The 15,975-nt window shown below is 51.0% G+C and carries 20 protein-coding genes and 2 pseudogenes; 8 read left to right on the top strand and 14 right to left on the bottom strand.

Annotated elements, in window-relative coordinates:
- Positions 1–364 precede the first annotated feature (364 nt).
- From JCM11217_RS03815 to JCM11217_RS03795, 6 genes and pseudogenes are all read right to left on the bottom strand, one after another.
- On the bottom strand, positions 365–1,585 hold the full coding sequence (locus JCM11217_RS03815) for a hypothetical protein (RefSeq protein ID WP_054842118.1): 1,221 nt from the start codon (positions 1,583–1,585) through the stop codon (positions 365–367).
- Entirely contained in the window at positions 1,582–1,725 is a 144-nt protein-coding gene (locus JCM11217_RS13525; RefSeq protein ID WP_243678270.1) for a hypothetical protein, read from the bottom strand. Before JCM11217_RS13525 ends, JCM11217_RS03815 begins: the two co-directional genes overlap by 4 nt.
- 149 nt (positions 1,726–1,874) lie before the next feature.
- A complete protein-coding gene (locus tag JCM11217_RS03810) occupies positions 1,875–2,156 on the bottom strand; it encodes a hypothetical protein (protein ID WP_054842117.1) in 282 nt (93 codons plus the stop codon).
- A 68-nt stretch (positions 2,157–2,224) separates the two neighbouring features.
- On the bottom strand, positions 2,225–2,422 hold the full coding sequence (locus tag JCM11217_RS03805) for a hypothetical protein (protein ID WP_054842116.1): 198 nt from the start codon (positions 2,420–2,422) through the stop codon (positions 2,225–2,227).
- Positions 2,423–2,428: 6 nt separating this feature from the next.
- Positions 2,429–2,748, bottom strand: a pseudogene (locus tag JCM11217_RS03800) (AbrB/MazE/SpoVT family DNA-binding domain-containing protein).
- Between the two features lie 120 nt (positions 2,749–2,868).
- Entirely contained in the window at positions 2,869–3,120 is a 252-nt protein-coding gene (locus JCM11217_RS03795; RefSeq protein WP_054842115.1) for a hypothetical protein, read from the bottom strand.
- 164 nt (positions 3,121–3,284) lie between these two features.
- Here JCM11217_RS03795 and JCM11217_RS03790 point away from each other — a divergent pair, with 164 nt between their 5' ends.
- The 6 genes from JCM11217_RS03790 (at position 3,285) to JCM11217_RS13520 (ending at position 6,911) form a co-directional block, all read left to right on the top strand.
- Positions 3,285–3,539 (top strand): hypothetical protein, encoded by a 255-nt coding sequence (locus JCM11217_RS03790; RefSeq protein ID WP_054842114.1) that lies wholly within the window; start codon positions 3,285–3,287, stop codon positions 3,537–3,539.
- Complete coding sequence (locus JCM11217_RS03785; RefSeq protein ID WP_054842113.1) at positions 3,533–3,910, top strand: glycosyltransferase; 378 nt, start codon at positions 3,533–3,535, stop codon at positions 3,908–3,910. Before JCM11217_RS03790 ends, JCM11217_RS03785 begins: the two co-directional genes overlap by 7 nt.
- Positions 3,876–4,190, top strand: a complete 315-nt coding sequence (locus JCM11217_RS03780) for a hypothetical protein (RefSeq protein WP_243678269.1) — start codon at positions 3,876–3,878, stop codon at positions 4,188–4,190. The genes JCM11217_RS03785 and JCM11217_RS03780 overlap by 35 nt, the downstream gene beginning before the upstream one ends.
- A 116-nt stretch (positions 4,191–4,306) precedes the next feature.
- Positions 4,307–5,122 carry a hypothetical protein gene (locus tag JCM11217_RS03775; protein ID WP_054842111.1) on the top strand — a complete coding sequence of 272 codons (816 nt, stop codon included), beginning with the start codon at positions 4,307–4,309 and terminating at the stop codon, positions 5,120–5,122.
- A gap of 680 nt (positions 5,123–5,802) precedes the next feature.
- The gene (locus tag JCM11217_RS03765) at positions 5,803–6,000 is read left to right on the top strand and encodes a hypothetical protein (protein WP_054842109.1); all 198 of its coding nucleotides are present in this window, start codon (positions 5,803–5,805) and stop codon (positions 5,998–6,000) included.
- Between the two features lie 764 nt (positions 6,001–6,764).
- Positions 6,765–6,911 (top strand): hypothetical protein, encoded by a 147-nt coding sequence (locus JCM11217_RS13520; protein ID WP_243678268.1) that lies wholly within the window; start codon positions 6,765–6,767, stop codon positions 6,909–6,911.
- Here the strand turns inward: JCM11217_RS13520 and JCM11217_RS03760 are convergent.
- The 3 genes and pseudogenes from JCM11217_RS03760 to JCM11217_RS13515 all read right to left on the bottom strand — a co-directional run bounded on the left by JCM11217_RS03760 (position 6,906) and on the right by JCM11217_RS13515 (position 8,933).
- On the bottom strand, positions 6,906–7,247 hold the full coding sequence (locus tag JCM11217_RS03760) for a hypothetical protein (protein ID WP_243678267.1): 342 nt from the start codon (positions 7,245–7,247) through the stop codon (positions 6,906–6,908). The genes JCM11217_RS13520 and JCM11217_RS03760 overlap by 6 nt on opposite strands.
- Complete coding sequence (locus tag JCM11217_RS03755) at positions 7,223–8,158, bottom strand: hypothetical protein (protein ID WP_243678266.1); 936 nt, start codon at positions 8,156–8,158, stop codon at positions 7,223–7,225. The genes JCM11217_RS03760 and JCM11217_RS03755 overlap by 25 nt, the downstream gene beginning before the upstream one ends.
- A pseudogene (locus JCM11217_RS13515) lies at positions 8,122–8,933 on the bottom strand (thermopsin). Before JCM11217_RS13515 ends, JCM11217_RS03755 begins: the two are co-directional and overlap by 37 nt.
- Positions 8,934–9,110: 177 nt before the next feature.
- Between JCM11217_RS13515 and JCM11217_RS13510 the strand changes: the two are divergent.
- Positions 9,111–9,305 carry a hypothetical protein gene (locus JCM11217_RS13510; protein WP_243678265.1) on the top strand — a complete coding sequence of 65 codons (195 nt, stop codon included), beginning with the start codon at positions 9,111–9,113 and terminating at the stop codon, positions 9,303–9,305.
- 163 nt (positions 9,306–9,468) lie between these two features.
- Here the strand turns inward: JCM11217_RS13510 and JCM11217_RS03740 are convergent, their stop codons facing one another.
- The 4 genes from JCM11217_RS03740 to JCM11217_RS03730 all read right to left on the bottom strand — a co-directional run bounded on the left by JCM11217_RS03740 (position 9,469) and on the right by JCM11217_RS03730 (position 13,291).
- Positions 9,469–10,269, bottom strand: coding sequence for a hypothetical protein (locus JCM11217_RS03740; RefSeq protein WP_243678264.1), 801 nt, complete (start codon positions 10,267–10,269; stop codon positions 9,469–9,471).
- A complete protein-coding gene (locus JCM11217_RS03735) occupies positions 10,224–12,056 on the bottom strand; it encodes a hypothetical protein (protein WP_054842103.1) in 1,833 nt (610 codons plus the stop codon). Before JCM11217_RS03735 ends, JCM11217_RS03740 begins: the two co-directional genes overlap by 46 nt.
- On the bottom strand, positions 12,023–12,553 hold the full coding sequence (locus JCM11217_RS13505; RefSeq protein ID WP_243678263.1) for a hypothetical protein: 531 nt from the start codon (positions 12,551–12,553) through the stop codon (positions 12,023–12,025). The genes JCM11217_RS03735 and JCM11217_RS13505 overlap by 34 nt, the downstream gene beginning before the upstream one ends.
- A gap of 474 nt (positions 12,554–13,027) precedes the next feature.
- Positions 13,028–13,291 (bottom strand): hypothetical protein, encoded by a 264-nt coding sequence (locus JCM11217_RS03730; protein ID WP_054842102.1) that lies wholly within the window; start codon positions 13,289–13,291, stop codon positions 13,028–13,030.
- A gap of 336 nt (positions 13,292–13,627) precedes the next feature.
- Here JCM11217_RS03730 and JCM11217_RS03725 point away from each other — a divergent pair, with 336 nt between their 5' ends.
- The gene (locus JCM11217_RS03725) at positions 13,628–15,577 is read left to right on the top strand and encodes a S53 family peptidase (protein WP_243678262.1); all 1,950 of its coding nucleotides are present in this window, start codon (positions 13,628–13,630) and stop codon (positions 15,575–15,577) included.
- A gap of 161 nt (positions 15,578–15,738) precedes the next feature.
- Here JCM11217_RS03725 and JCM11217_RS03720 read toward each other — a convergent pair whose 3' ends face one another.
- Positions 15,739–15,948: a hypothetical protein gene (locus tag JCM11217_RS03720; protein WP_054842101.1), complete on the bottom strand. Its 210-nt coding sequence runs from the start codon at positions 15,946–15,948 to the stop codon at positions 15,739–15,741.
- Positions 15,949–15,975 lie beyond the last annotated feature (27 nt).

Raw genomic sequence — 15,975 nt, 5'->3', positions numbered from 1 at the left:
CTAGCGAAATAGAAGCCCAGTCCCACGCGTTAGGTGCCCCCCGTGAACCTGACCATTAATCCACGCCCACCGCGCCTTTCCTGAACCGGACCATTACGTAGTTAGTCCTAACCTCATAATCAATGTTTACCAGAAGCTCCCAGAGGGTGTCTAGGGCCTCGTCCTTATCAATGAGCCCCCCCTCCTGGCGTTGAGGATTGTTTCCAGGGCCCTTTCTATCAATTCCTCAATAATGCCCATACACATTATTAATGAACTCCTGTTTAAATTACTTTCTATTTCTAAAATCAACCCATTGGTCCGAAGGTGTTTCCTCCGTAGTATAGGTATAGGGTTGCGTAGTAGGTTGAGTCTCCAATGTAGACTAGGCTGTTGCTGTGCCTACCTCTGCGTACTTAATTGATTTTCCGAATACTATTGGGCCGTTGTTCATTAGGTAGTTTGGGTATAGGCCGTAGGGCACGATTATTGACTGGGCCAGTGGGACTGGGCCTGCCTGACCCTGCGAATTCCTAACCACATTGACTATTAGGAGCATTGGCTCGCTCGGTAAGTTCCAGTAGCAGGCTGAGTAGTCTCTGGCGTTTGTATTGGCCAGTAATGTGCAGGGTATTGGGTATGAGTGGGAGCCCCCCCTGCCCGGGTTTAGTGTGAAGTTTAATCCCTCGAATACGTAGCCATAGAGGCTCTTGTAAACGGCAATTATCCTAAGACCCAGCGATGTGGCGCTCGGGCTTTTGACTAGGCCCGATAGGCAGTTCGTGAATAGGTGTGGGTCCGCAAAGACTATGGAGTTGTAGGTGGTGCCCATCGGCAGTACACCAACCATGAGCAGTGGCGTTGATTGTGCTGGGTACTGGAAGTAGTAGTAATCGCCCAACCCACCGATGCTCACCCTAATTATCATGAAGTATGAGTTATCACCATCATACGAGAGTGGTAGCGTGAAGACTACATAACCACTCCCGTTCGTGTAGCCAACCTCAGAGCCCTCAATAATCAGCGGTTTTGTGGAGAGTATGGTAAACGTTGAGGCCGGAGGCAACTGGGCATTACTCGGTGCTGGCGTGCATGGCGTGACCAAGCCGTACTGGCAGGCCAGGTCGTTACCGGCTTGATCAATCGCGAAGTATTGAATAGTCACCTCAGCACCACTGATTGGAGTACCACCCGCACTATCCACAACCCTAATGACTAGGTTGAAACTTCCTGGGCCTGGGTTTGGTGGGAAGTCTACAACGGATATGTTCATAACCGGCGTTAGGACTAGCCTAAATTCATAGCCACTACCCAGGCCCAGCATCTCCTTAACCTCGGTGTAGTTGATTATCCACGGCGCGTAGGCGCCTGGTGTGAATAGCCAGTTACCGGTTATTGAGAGGGCTGTAACACCACTCTGGTTTAGGTACTCCCTGAAGCCATTACCGTTTATTTGGTTGAGGGTGCAGTAGCCACTTAACTCACTCCTCGGTATGAGCCCATTGGCGTAGTCCCAGTAAACCAGTGCCATCACCTTGAATGGGTCTAGGTGGTATGGTTGGTTTGGTTGGGCTAATCCGAAGGATGTTAATTGGCTCGCGTTCAAGCCCCAATTGGTGGGTTTCCCGGGTTCGTAACGATGTACTGGAGTAGTGACTGGGCCATGGCATTCAGCTGGAAGGCATTAACCTCAGAACCAGCCGAGTAGGAGTAATTGGGGGGGACCAGCAAGAGAAGGATCACCATCGCTATAATCACCACGGGAATTACCAGGCAACCTCAACCGCACTTATTTGACCCCCAGTCTCTGATTTGGGGGGGTTGGGCATTAATTATAGATTGAAAGTGAGCTTAAAAACCAGAGTTTCCGTGACCACCCAAAGAATTAACGCTAATCACCGGGTCATGCTAAACGCTTGGATCAACTCCCGCACCAAGTCACTGGGCTCCTCAACCCCCCCACCCCCCCCTCCATACTCAAGGCCTATTAACCGCCTTAAAGCATGCCTCAGCAACTCATCAATGCCAACCGCGTTGATGAGCCCATCAACAATGCTAAGCCAGGCCCTGTAGGCCTCACGCCTCGGTATTGGGCAGTTAACCAGCCTAGCGCCGCCCAGACCACGCCTGTACAGCTTCATTAACCCGTCAACGGACTTAGGTATTAGGACCACCATGCTCGGAGTCTTACAGCCAGGCCTTACGAGAGTTACGTCGAAGTAATCCTCAATCCCCGAGTCCTCTATTACCCAAGTGACGACCTCAGCATTGAGGCTTGGCTGCAGGGCTGCCCAGCTATATCCGTGATGACGCCCTCAAATATTAACTCGAAGCCCCCCCTAAAGGAACCCAGAGCCACGCACCAATAACTGAGGAATTCAACCCCGTTAATGCCCTCCCCCCCAGGGCACCTCCAGCTACCGTCGCTACTTATCAACCTCATTGACGATCACTGAATCACCCTGGCCTCGGAAGCCCTCAGCGGCTTCACCTCGAGTATCTCCACATTATCGAGAGGCTCAATACCGAACTCCTCCCTAACCTCCCTAGGAATCGTGAACTGCCTGCTAGCCGCCCTCCTAGCCCTCAGCAGTAGCACCCCCCCCTGAGCTTTATTAACCTCCCATTATGCCTAATGAGTATGTCCGCATAGCGAGCCCATTCAATGCCCAGCGCCCTCACGAGACTCGCAGGCAGTAGGACTTGGCCGTTTATGTACACCCTAGTCCCGTAGGGTAACCCGCTAACCTCCAAGCCCCCCCTCGGCATTTATTACTAGGTTCAATCCCGGGTTAAAAAGGTTTCTTGAGGAATTGACAAAGAGGAATTGACATAAATGGGCAATAAGTTAACCCACGGGCTGTGGGTAGGCCCTAGGCCTAATACTCACTATCTCCACGACATCGAAGGCCTGAATCCCAAACCTCTCCCTGACCCCCCCCTCGGTATTGTAAACTGCCTCGAAGCGCCACCCTTCACCGACCTAAGTAACTTAACACCGCTCAACTCAATGACCTCACCACCGTACCTGATAACCACGTCTACGTACTCCACGTCCTTAATCCCCCCCAGGCACTTGACGACATGGGCCGGACCAATACCTGATTGTTCACGTAGACCCTGGAAGTCACAGGCAGGCAATCACCCATTAATCCCATTATCTCCCTCACCCCCCCCTTTAAATCCTTTCAAAATAACTCACCATGGGCCACGTCGATCTCGCCCACCCAATTCATGAGCATTAAAGTCATAATTAGCTTTTTAAGGAAAAAGTTAAATTAACATTCGCAAATCATAAAATTAAAATGAGACTCATCAATACACTCATTGTCTCTTCACCATTCATCATAACGCTTGTTATTACTTCCTTTATTAAAATTAGGGGGGGTTGGGGGGGCATTGTCTTGGGCTACTTCATAGTGTTAATGATGGTCGTCTCCTTCCTGTCCATGGGTCTATTCATTACCTATTGGCTTAGGGGGGGTAAGGATTATGAAGATGCCGTACTAAGTAGGGCCCGGAGAATCAATGGTGTGGGTAATTATAGGATTGCTTGGTAATACCAGTATTTAATGAGTCTCCGAGGCTCGTCGCCGAAACCGCCATAATATCCAAGGCGGCGGTCGGCGAGTTAGGGGGGGATGTCTATGTGCTTGATGACTCGACTAGGGAGGACGTGAGGAGGGAGCTTGATTACTATGCGGAGGAGCTTGGCTTCAAGGTCTTCAGGAGGGGGGGTAGTAGGAGGGGGGGGTTTAAGGCTGGCGCTGTCAATGATTGGCTTAGGGCCTTTGGTGAGAATTATGACTACGTGGTCATCATGGATTCTGATCAGAGGCTTCTGCTCGGTGTCTTTGAGCATGTCATGCAGTTCTTCGATGACCCAAGGGTCGCCTTTGTACAGGTTCCGCAGTACTACTCGGGGGCTTGATACAACGATCGCCCTCTCCGCCTGGATACAGCAAATACCCTTCCTGAGAGTTATAATGAGGGGGGGTAGGCACATGAGGAACTCGGCGTTTAGCCTGGGCAGTGGTACTATTTACAGGGTTAGGCATTTGTTATTGATCGGCGGTCTCTATGAGGGTAGTGTGACTGAGGATGTATACACATCCGCGATGCTTCACGAGAGGGGCTTCAGGAGTGTCTACGTTGATTTACCATTCGTGTGGGGGGCGGCGAGGCTCCTAAGGACCTGCCGAGCTATATAACGCAGCAGAGCAGGTGAGCCCTCGGCACCTTCCAATTAATTAAGAAATTACTCAACGCTAGGTTAAGTGTTTCGCAACTACTGGATTACATTAACGGTGTTTATTACTGGTTCTTCGTGAGCATCCTGACCATAGCTAGTATACTGGCGCCAAGCATATTCCTCATGTTCAGGGTATTCTTCCTAAGTATAAACCCAATACTCTACCTGATCACGTATATCCCTGTGTTCCTATTCTCATTGATACTTTACCTAGCCATAATGGGTAGGTATGGTTATGGACTTAGGGAGTTCATGTATCATCAGGGCATTCAATTTGTAGTATCCCTACCGGTCACCATAGCATTCATCTGGTGGGTCCTGAGGAGGAGGAAGGGGTTTAGGGTCACGCCGAAGGGTGTTGGCGCATCGCACTTCACCATCTACCACACATACTACCTGGCCATCATCGCCTTCTTAACGGCGGCTATAGTCATTGGCGTGTTTAATGCGATTCACACAAGCGGTGATTTATTCTATGCCTACGTGATCAACCTGTTCTGGGCTGGCTGGTGGTTAGTCATGGCGTTGCTTGGTTTTTACATTAGCCTCGCCCTTCCTGTGCCGGAGAATGCCGTTATGAGGGTTTCCCAGTCTTACGAGGGCCTTGAGCATCATGCATTGCAGCTGCTCACCTGCGGTATACAGCTGGAGAGGGTCATTGCTGTGCATTACTTCAGGCTTGCAGAGACGCATAGAGAATACTCGGAGGTGTTTAGGAGGATTGCTGAGGACTCGGTGAGGCATGCTGAGATTTACTCAAGGCTTCTTAAGTCGCTTAGGCGCTTGAGGGGGGGGTTGTCCATGGAGGAGGTGTACTGTGGGTGGACTAGGCCCACCGTTGATAAGGTGATTAATAGCCAGAGACTAAGTGTTGGGGGGGCAGAACTATAATATTGGCTCAACGTATAGTATTGGCTATAATGGTTGGGGGGGTAGCCACTATGGAGTGGGCCGTTTAATGCAATGCCAACGCCATCGCCAATAAGCCTTGGCTGGTGAGCCCTGGGCAAGCCAGGGGGGGCTTTTAAAATCAAAAACAATCAGGCTTTTATTTCTTCCTGAAAAAGCCCTTGATGATTGCGGGGGGGTGGGGCTAGCCCCCAAGTGGCGAGCCGGTGTTCAGCTGAGGCATGATGAAGGCTCTCCCAGCGGATGGGGGACCAACCCACCCCCCCGCCATTTTTCCTGCTCCAAACCCACTTATATGCCTTTCCCCCCCGAGGAAACTCAAGGCCTAAAGCCAGGGCTAGGCACAATAGGCGTCTGATTAACCACCTCAGGCCAAGAGACAACCGCCCTACCATTACTCCAGTAAATCCATGAGCATATGTCCTGTATCCAGTATTGCTTAATTAAGCATTAAAGAAGTTTTATTAAATAGGTGCTTGGTACTGCTTTGGAAGGATACACTAGGGCTGGGCTGAATGGGTAATTCACGATTCCTGGGGGGGAGGTTAGGAAGGGGGGGGTTCAGTATTGGGGTCTCTGAGCTGAATTGAGATTGTTGGCGTTAGGCCATCGATTATTTGGGATAGAAAGGCTTTTAAACAAAGCCTAGGCGAGGGTTTCGAATGGTCCGGAGGCAACGTGGTGGGCAGTTAATGGGTGAATCAATCGATGGACTCATAAGCAAGGCATTCAAGGTTATTGAGCTTAGGAAGAGGGGCTTAATAAGCGACGACGAGGCACTAGACGCACTTTGGGAAATAATCATAAACATCGAGTATGAGACTAGGAGAAGTGAGTCATTGAGAGTTGAGGGTTGGTGAATTAAGTAAGTTGTGCGCTAGCTTAGGCGCAATCAAATCATTAATACCCACCTGAGGTGTAAAGCCACGGCCTACCCATGAGGTACTTCCGGCATTTGGATTCGCTGGGTTGGGAATTAACGAGTAATTGATTACATCAAGGGGGGGAGTGTAAAGGACAGGTGCACAGGCGAGGATTGGGCTAAAGATCTATGAATTCGAGACCGCCCGAGTCGGGGCACGCAAGACCAAAGCCACCGACTAGGACCCTAACCATCACTAACCACCCTAAACTCCTCCCCCCCAACCTCGCCATCGCTTAGGGGCCTTATTTGAACGACCTCAACCTCATCCAGGGGGGCCTAATACCGAGGAGGAGCCTAATGCCTTTCGGAATCGTGAACTGCCTGCCCAAACCACACAAAGGCTGGGCGTGAGTAGTGCATCATAAGCAGGATCGCCACATCAACGACTCATTAATGTATAGTCAACAGGCAAGACCCGTACGTAAGCCTCAACACTAATGATGAGTCACGCGATCCAACAGTGAATTAACAGCCAATAACAGGTGCATTGGCTGGTTCCCATTTCATACCTGCCGTGATGGCCATCTTCAATTACGCGAACTTCGAGACACTACTAATAATATGGGTCACCGAGGCGTTTCATACCTACACCGTGACCGTGCCCAGCGAAACAGGACAATAGCGGTTACACATCAACGAGGATTGAGCCCGGCAATGCTAGGTAATACTATTAAATTGAGTCGTGTTAGCAACCACGTTATGAGGTGCATTGAGTGCCTCTGGATTGCCCTGGCGCTGGCTGCGCTAGCAGCGCAATTCCTAATTCACTCACTAAACCCCCCCGCATTGCAGGGTCACGCCCTCTTCGCGGCTATGGCGACCCAACCACGCGTGACCTACCTATAACTGCACCTCCTCACCCCAGGACTCACCATGGCCTAGGCGCCTCGTCATTAGGACGACGGCCAGCGCAAGGGCTATGAGGAGCATGAGCAGGAGTAGGTTTGCGTAGTTTGGCGTGTAGGCTATGAATAGCCTTACCGGCCTGTTAACCACCATGACCAGTGAAGTGGCGTTTGGACGCATCACCACGAGGCCCAGGTACTTCACCACAGGCTCAGCCCTTACTACAAGTACTGAGCCAGCCCTAACGTAGGCGCTGTATACCCTGGTCAAAGTCCCATTAACCCGGACCGGGTACTCACCAGTTATGTTCACTAGGTAGTAGGGCGTCCAACCCATCGCCAGGTTAATGGGGGGGAGTTAACAGTCAATGATTCATTGCCCACAGATGGCATGAGCATCGTGCCATTGCCCAGGAAAACCACGCTCGCATTCACAACCACGGTAGAGCCAGGCCTAAGCCAGGCAGTATAGTTCGTGGTTGCCTCCCCATTCACCCTAACCGGCACTGGGCTAACAATACTCACTAGGTAGTATGGGGGGGTCCAGGTAATGCTTATTGTTGTGGGTGAGTTCACGGTTATTGTCTCGTTACTGATTGACGGCTTGAACATAGTCCCATTACCTAGGACGACGTTGTTAGCCTCAATGAGGAGTATTGAGCCCCTAGCCAACCAATTGGCGTAGTTAATCACCTCAGACCCATTCACGTAAATGGGCAACACACTCTCAACACTCACCAAGTAATTCGGCGTCCAGGAAATGCTTAGGTTTATTGGTGAGGATACGATAATCGACTCATTGCCAATTGAGGGGGTGTACATGGTGTTGTTCGCCAGATACACATCGCCTATTGCTAGGTTGAGGAGGGAACCCGCCACAACCCAGGCCGTGTAGTTTGTGGTTTCCGTGCCATTGACAGCGAGTGGCAGCGGACTCACTATACTCACCAGATACTCCTCCTGGTACTGGGCCTCAACCTCATACGTCGCAAACCAGGTGCCCGGCTCAATAACCGGTGGATTTGCCGTGAATTCATCATTCACGTAATAACCAGTGAGTACGTACCTAGCCCCCCCTGCCCCACATAAATCACCTGGGGGCTGGCTCACCGTGACTGGCTGAGTCACGTAGGTGGCGTTGAGGCTGTTCGTGACCGAGTTGTAAACCGCGATGTAGGTCATGGGCAGCGCCGGAGCCGGAGGCTGAGGACTTAATAAGCCTGGGTCCGGCCTCCCAGTGCTGACCATGGCCAGGGCCCCCCCTGCATCAGTACCTTAAGGTCCGTGGCCGACCCCCCCACGGGGTTTAGGGAGTAGTCGTAGATGCTTGGCGGCGAGACCCAGCCAGACCCATTCCAGTAGGCCAGGGCTAGCTCGGCGCTTAGGTTGTTGAATGTCGTTGCCTCGCCAATTCCGTAACCCCCAAACGTCAGCTCCATGCTCATGGGTCTCCCAGAGCCCGTTAACCTACCGTTGTACGCCTCAATGAAGGCACTCACCACTGGGGGGGAATCCGGCATTATGGTCACGTTATCAAACCAAACCACCTGGGGGGGAGGCCTGTAGGCTCCGCTCTGTATTATGGCGTAGCCAAAGCCTATGACTGCAGAACCCCCAGACGCAGCCACGCCAATGATTAAGTAACCACTAAGTGGTAGTTTGTAGGTGCTGAAGGGGGGGTTGAATATTCATAGGCTTCATCAGCGCCGTAGGCCGTGACCCCTCCATTACCCGCAACACCATTGAGGACGCTGGGCGCCGTGGTCTCGTTCCAAACCACGTCAGCCACGGAGTAATACCCACCCTGGGTCTCCAGCCTGAGTATGTCCTGGGCCAGGTAGTACTGTATTGAGCCGTCAGCAAGCTGCAGGACAATCACAGCACCCAACTGCAGGCTAGCTCCATCAGAGGGAGCCCCGTACTGGCTGGCATTGCTGTTGTAGGCACTTATTGAGGATATGCTGAAGTACCCAAGGACCTCCCCAGTGCTTATTGGGTTATTGGGCAGGCTAGCAAGCCCCATGGCCAGGCCCTGGCTAGGCCCAATGATTGATAGACAGGCATTATAATTGCTTGGTTCTGGGTATACCACGACGACGTAGTTCCCAGGGCCTAGGTAAACCACTGTTGCCCCCCCATTGATGAACTCACCAGCGAACACAACCTCCGCCGTCTCCCCCCCCGAGGCCCAGGCACTGTATTGGCTAGGCGTGAATACATACAGGTTATAGGGCTGCTGGGGGGTTGCAGCCGGCGAGTAGCAGCACCAGGTAGCTGGGTGACTGAGTCGTCACGCCCTCGCTCAGCCAGGGACCCTGGTGGTGGCACGAGTACCTGGGCGTTAACCACGGCGCTGGCTAAGATTAAGGTTAATAATCCAATAATCACCGCGTAAATCCTCAGTGAGACCTTCATCAGGTCTTTGGAAGGGTGGCCTTACTTAATCCATACATGTAAAATAAATTGTTAATGCGCATGTATTACTGGAGGAATAAGGAGGAGGGGAGAGGAATAAGGGTTGATTTTGAGTTTTTAGGTGCTTAAGCCTTAGGTGGCTATCACGATATTGCGGTGTATGAGTAGTACACAGTGACTGGCGAGACTGATGATGCCGACGTCACGTATATGTCAACCCTCCAGCCGGACACCGTGACTGTGTAGCCCATGCTACTCGTCACCTGTAGCTTCACAACATGCGTTGTGTCGCCGGGTATTGGGTATACGTAGATGTACACCGTGCTGTAGCCGGTGTAGTACAGCGTCACCGTTATCTGGCCTACGCTTGAGCTTTGGTATATCGTGTACGTACCCGGCGCCGTGAATGTGTAGCTTCCGTAGCCAGTCATCACGCTCGGCACGACGGTCTTAACACTCTGCACTGTGGCGTTAATGCTCTGCACGGCGCTCAGTATGTTGCTTCCGTAGTACGTAACGGTCTTATTAACGCTGACAAGCTCACTGCCAATGGCGCCCAGCTGACCCTCTATTGTGCTGTACTGGCTTGATATCGTCGTCTGCAGGCCCTGTATCATACTCTGTATGTTACTTACACCACTCAGCAACTGCTGGGCGTAGTAGGTCACTGTGCTGTTGACACCAAGCACATTGTTGTTTATTGTGGTTAACTGGCTCTGTATTGATGATAAGTCGCTAATTACTGTTGAGAAGTCTGCCGTCAATATGCCCTGTATTGTCGTTAATGCATTGCTTATTGATGATAGCGTGCTCTGTATGCTCGTGAGCGTGCTCTGCATTGATGATAGTGTTGAGCTAATGCTACTCAGCGTACTGCTGATTGATGCCAGCGTGGAGTTCATGCTGAGTACCGTGCTGTACACCGTACTAACCTCGCTGGCCACCCCCCCTCCACCTCACTCATTAGCTGCTGTAGCGTTGCATTAACACTGCTGCAGCACTGCAGTAGCTTTTCTAAGTCATCAAGCACTGCTATGTAGAAGCTCACTATGGTTACTGTGGCTGTGGCGTTACCAACGGCATTCGGTGGTGTGCCGGCAATATAGCTTGTGTAATTCTCCTCAGCAACTATGTAAAGCACACCGCTGGTTAGGTAGCTCGGTATTGTGTATACGACGCTGAACTGACCGTTGGAGCCAACCTCTGTTGAGGTCACGTTTGTGCCATTAATAATTATGGTAACTGGGCTATTTGGATAGAAGTTGTAACCGGTTATTAATATTTGCTGCCCACCAACGGCCAACGTTGGGGTCACAGTTATGTAGGAGGGCTGTACAGTGAAGCTCGTGGTTGCGTATAACGTGTCGTTGGGTGCCGTTATGAATGATGGGACAATCTCTACCTGCTCAGTTGATGGGACGCCTGTGGGGCTAATGAGTGATTGGTGCACTGTTGAGTTAACGTATACTGTGTATGTACCTGGCGTGGTCACGGGAACGACCACCGGCAGTATCACAGTACCGTTCGGGTATAACGTAACATTTTGACTACAGGAAATCCCAAATGCATTGGCTACTGATGATCCATTCGCGTACTCGCTATAGATTCCGTATGTGTAGGTTACACCGTTTATGGTTACGGCAACGCTATAGAGCGTGGTGTTTGCGAAGTTTATGCCCTTAATCACGAAGCAGCTACCCTCACCGCCCGCCGTAGGCGTTACTGAGACTATCTGCGGCTTTAGTATTGTGACGCTGGCGTTTATACTACTCGTGATGGTAGGTGTATAATTACCCACAACAGCGTATACTGTGTAGGTACCCGGCGGTAGTAGTGGTAGGTTCACGTTGACGCTGAAGCCACCGGTGCTATTCGTTAGAGTTACATTTAGATACTGAACTTCGTTAATATACAGAGTCGTATTGCTATTTGGCGGGAAGCATGCGCCGCTAACGGTAACTGTACCACCCGCTATACCTGAGGCGCTGCTCTGCCCGTTGACCTGCACGTATGGTGGCATAACGCTTATACTTACTGGTGTTGGGTAGCCCATGAATGTCTCATTAACGGTTATTACGTACGTACCGGGTGTCGTTGGCGCAGGGAAGGTTACTAGCTTTTCAAACGTACCATTACTGCCTATTAGCGAGTAGCCCACTAACGTACCGTTAAGGTACACGGTTACGTTTGTACCTGGCCAGAATCCGTAACCAACAACGCTTACGCCGAAGGTCGGGCATGTCTGCGTTACATTAACCACCAGGCTTGGTACTACGGTTAGGCTTGAACTTGCGTAGCCACCCTCATAAGTCTCGCCGATGAATGGGCACTGCGAGCCTATGGGTACCGCGTTTAGTGATGCCATGGCAACCACTGGGTAGGTCCCGTTTGGCGTCTGCGGGACTGTGAAGTTGGTTACGAATGTACCGCTTGAGCTTGTGTACGCCGTGTTGACTACAACGTTGTTGAAGCATAGGACTACGTACTGGTTCGCTGGGAATCCTGAACCACTCACTGTTATTGCGGTGCCCACCGTGGCCACCGTCTGTGACAGTGCTATCTTGGCGACGGTTACGTAGAAGAGGGACACGTAGGTAACACCACTTGTCTGGCCGACGGCAACCACGGTGTGCGAGCCTACGGCTGCGGTTGATGGTACTGTGAACGAACCACTTACATAGCCTGTACCATTCGCCGTTACCGTGGCAACGACAGTACCGTCGAAGTACACCTTAACCGTTTCGCCGGGCTGGAAGCCGAAGCCCGTGAAGTAGACGGTGCTTCCCGGCGAGCCAAAGCCGGGCTCAGTGAGAACTTCTCAGAGAAGACGCCGCTGGTTACATTTATTGGAGTTCCAGAGGGCGCGGTGCCTATTAAGTAGATTGTGTAGTTGGCCGCTGTTAGGTTGTATGGTATTTGTATCTTTACGTTTAGGCCTCCTGTTGCGTTTGCGGATACCGTGGTCACATACGTACTGTTGAAGTAAACCTCAACAGAGGAGTATGGTGCAAATACTCCATTTGGTATGTTAAATGTTATTTTGTAACCGGAGAACCCACTGGTTGGTGAGAACCCTGGGTATAAGGTGAATAATACGCCCTGGTAGTAATAATTGTCGCCCGTTGCGTTGCTGTAAACCGTTATGTTGTAGTCACCCGGTAGTAAGGAGAGTATTGTGAAGGGTGGCGGTAAGGTGCCATTTGATACAGTTGTACTGTAGCAGGCCACGGCCTGCCCCCCCGTTACTGGATTTATGAAGTATAGTGTGTAGGTAACATACTGTGTTCCTGTTACGCCAGTGGCGCCTGTTGGTAGACTTGTGAAGGTTATCGTTGTTCCGGGGTATCCACTGGTTGGTGAGTATACTAATCCTGATTCATTCGTTACGGTTGCTAGGCTTGGGCATGTTACTGGCGTCCATTGTTGTGCGTGCGCGATTCCCGTGAGTGCTAGTGTTATTGCCAGTAGTGTTATTATTATTTGGTATTATTACTTTTCTACTCCCGGTTACTGATTTTGGGTTCATCAGGGCACCTTTGGGTTGGGGGGGTTTTTAAAGAACACCCTTGGAATGTTCGTTGAATAATTCGTTGCTATTTAGCGGTTCGTTGGAACTTATAAATAAAATATTTATAATTCCGTGGTCAATATATACTAACCCCTCGATAGCCTCACAAGCTCGTAGAGCCCTACCCCCGTAGATTACCCACCTGAGCCTAGGGCTGCTGCTGAGGCTCTTAGGCCTATTGTGAAGATTACCAGTGTTGTTGCTAGTCCTAGGGTTAGGGTTGTGGCTGTTACTGCGGTTAGTGCCTTGCTTAGCTCCTTGTTTAGTGCGTATGCTGTGTATAGGCTTAGTGCTATTGTGGTTGCGGTGAGTATTGCGATTAGTGGTATTTGGTATATGCTCGTTGTTAGTATTGAGACCAGTAGGTATAGGGCCCCCCCTGCGCCCGTTATGGCCATCAGCGCCTCCCTAACCGCCGGCTTTCCATGCGCCTGCAGTTGCTGCAGTTTAGGACTCCATTATTGAGCTCACACCTCTCGCAGGTTATCTCCTCGACCACCAGATACAGGGGGGGCAATCCCGGAATTTAAAGGTAACCCACCCGGCGTGGTGTGGTTGCTTAGGAATTAATTCCTTAATAATAATTTAATAAAAATTATGGAATTAGAGGTAAAGGGCTGTTTTTACCATCGTCCTAATGCTCTGCGTATTCGTTGACCATATTCACATTACTTGCTGAGGTCTCTTTAAAAATTAGGGTAATGCTTAAAAGGTGTGTTGGCGTGCTTTGTTTTATGACGAGGAAACTAGCCTATGTGGTTCTGTCCCTCATAACTGTGTTGGCGGTGATGGCGCTTACGGTTCACGCCCAACAAGCCCAGTACTTCACTTGTGAGGAGGTTGTCCCAGGCGTGCCTGGTTCAAACCCAAGTCACGTGATTGTCTGGCTTAGGCTAAGCAATGAGTCGAGCCTCGTAAACCTACTGAATCAGATGTATTACAATGCTTCAAGTCCCTACTTCCACCACTTCATTACTCCTCAGGAGTTTGCTGAGTGGTATTCGCCGCCTGGTTATGTCTTTAGTTATATAACGGGTCTTGCTGAGGAGTATGGCTTAGTCGTTAATTACACATTCCCAATGCTCATAGAAGCCACCGGCAACGCATCGGCAGTAGACAACTTCCTAACAGCCCTACAATCGGCGCCGAGCAACATAACGCAGTGGATATTGGCTGGGGGGGAGTGTATACCACTGGGTTACTTTGCGGTGCATAGTAAGGCGCCTCAGTACCAGCCAATGATTGTTAAGGAGTCATTACCCCTTGGCTTGAGTCCAGGTCAGTTGTTGGGTAATGCGGTTAGGGTTAATGGTAAGCCGGCGTATGCCAGGCTTAACATGGCTCAGTTGATTGCTCAGTACTTAATGGCTAGGCCGAGCCTCATGGGCATGGTTTACGCCCTCAATGCGTTGAGGAGTGCTCAGGAGGAGTGGGGTTACGCGGTGATTTGGTTCCCATTCGGCCTTGAGTGGATGTATGATGAATTACCGCTGTTCTACAGTGGTTACTCTGGCCAGGGCTTGACGATAGCCATTGTTGATGCCTTTGGTGATGTTAACTTCACATTGGCCAGTCAATATGTTTACCAGGACATTGCCTGCCAGGACCTGGCGACTTTCGACAGCATATTCTACCTACCGCCGCCTGCTTCATGCCAGGTCATTTACCCAACCGGCGTGCCCACATTAACGCCTTATAACCTGCCCTATGCTGAGGGTTGGTCTTGGGAGACTGCGTTGGATGTTGAGTACTCACACACTATGGCTCCTGGAGCTAAGATACTCCTTGTTGTGGCCCCCCCGGACTCTGGTGATGACTTATTCGTTGATGTGGAGTACGTGGTTAATAACTCCCTGGCAAACTTCATTAGTATGAGTTGGGGGGGCTCCTGGGAGGACATGTTCTATTACCCACCGCCAAGTTACAACCTACTCTATGGCTATGACGAGATATTCATGCAGGCAGCCGCGGAGGGCATTGGCGCATTTGCGGCGTCAGGTGATTGGGGGGGTGCCTATGACGTTTATTGGTTCGCATTTAACATGCCCATGGAACCAAGTGTATTTTATCCAGCCAGCGACCCATGGGTAACCGGTGTTGGTGGTACTGAGTTGTTTGCCCAGTTTGTTGGTGGTTATGCACAGCGCATGGAGACTGCTTGGAACTGGAATCCATTCATAGTATGGGGTAGTGGTGGTGGTTACTCCTTCACCTTCCCAGAGACACCTGGCCAGAAGTTGATCAGTATGCCCTATGAGTTGCAGTACGTGTATGAGCCTGACCTCGGGATTTGGTTTAATACTACGGGAATGAGGGGTGTTCCGGACATTGCCGCTGATGCCGACCCATACACTGGCGTCTTCATAGTCCTTAATGGCGTTATACCGCCGTACTTCATAGGCGGTACTAGCCTAGCGACGCCTCTATCAGCAGGCATGACAACCACAATACAGAGCTACCTATACGGCACTGGCGTTAATTACGCAATTGGTGACTTGGCACCAAGCATGTACTTGATTTACCACTACATGCCCAGCGAGGCTTATGTTAGCAACATCACGATAACATCGGCAAGCTTCTTCACAGGGATCTCTGGAGCTATGTTCCGACGCTGGGTGGCGATAATGGCCTATACTGGTCAGTGCCGGGTCAGTGGAGCCCTGTCACTGGGTTGGGTCAGTTGAATGTTTATGGGGGGGCTGCCCAGGCATTATCAACGCTACTGGGTAGGTAGTGAGGGAGGGGGATTAGGCCCCATTTAAAACTAAGCAATTTCTTCTTAAAGCTGTTCCACCTCAACCTCCGGCTTGCACGTGGTCATCATCCTCATGACCTCATAAACCAACTATCTCCTCATCCCTGCGTCCCTCGGTGCCATCTCCTTAATGCCGTGTCTTTCCAGGCTGAATGCCCGTGTATTGCGGTGGTTCGTAGTCCATGGGCCCCCCCTTAGAGCCTTTACTACCTCAGTGAGGTTTATGCCGCAGTTGGTGAGGACATAGGCGGCGTAAGCTATCAACCCCCCCTCCTTCCTGCCCTGCGTTAGGTGAGCCAACGTGGACGCCTCAGTTAGGGCTTAAGC

The organism is Vulcanisaeta distributa JCM 11217, assembly GCF_001316005.1.
In the GTDB taxonomy this organism is placed as follows: domain Archaea; phylum Thermoproteota; class Thermoprotei; order Thermoproteales; family Thermocladiaceae; genus Vulcanisaeta; species Vulcanisaeta distributa_B.
Note: the sequence above shows the minus strand (reverse complement) of the source record. Positions and strands in the feature narration are given on the sequence as shown.

What these genes read in the sequence shown, in the direction of transcription:
- JCM11217_RS03725 (WP_243678262.1), top strand. Translation starts at nt 13,628, where the DNA reads ATGACGAGGAAACTAGCCTATGTGGTTCTGTCCCTCATAACTGTGTTG.
- JCM11217_RS03765 (WP_054842109.1), top strand. Translation starts at nt 5,803, where the DNA reads ATGGTCCGGAGGCAACGTGGTGGGCAGTTAATGGGTGAATCAATCGAT.
- JCM11217_RS13525 (WP_243678270.1), bottom strand. Translation starts at nt 1,725, where the DNA reads ATGGTGATCCTTCTCTTGCTGGTCCCCCCCAATTACTCCTACTCGGCT.
- JCM11217_RS03810 (WP_054842117.1), bottom strand. Translation starts at nt 2,156, where the DNA reads ATGGTGGTCCTAATACCTAAGTCCGTTGACGGGTTAATGAAGCTGTAC.
- JCM11217_RS03755 (WP_243678266.1), bottom strand. Translation starts at nt 8,158, where the DNA reads ATGGTCAGCACTGGGAGGCCGGACCCAGGCTTATTAAGTCCTCAGCCT.
- JCM11217_RS03760 (WP_243678267.1), bottom strand. Translation starts at nt 7,247, where the DNA reads ATGGGTTGGACGCCCTACTACCTAGTGAACATAACTGGTGAGTACCCG.
- JCM11217_RS03730 (WP_054842102.1), bottom strand. Translation starts at nt 13,291, where the DNA reads ATGGCCATAACGGGCGCAGGGGGGGCCCTATACCTACTGGTCTCAATA.
- JCM11217_RS03805 (WP_054842116.1), bottom strand. Translation starts at nt 2,422, where the DNA reads ATGAGGTTGATAAGTAGCGACGGTAGCTGGAGGTGCCCTGGGGGGGAG.
- JCM11217_RS13520 (WP_243678268.1), top strand. Translation starts at nt 6,765, where the DNA reads ATGAGGTGCATTGAGTGCCTCTGGATTGCCCTGGCGCTGGCTGCGCTA.
- JCM11217_RS03790 (WP_054842114.1), top strand. Translation starts at nt 3,285, where the DNA reads ATGAGACTCATCAATACACTCATTGTCTCTTCACCATTCATCATAACG.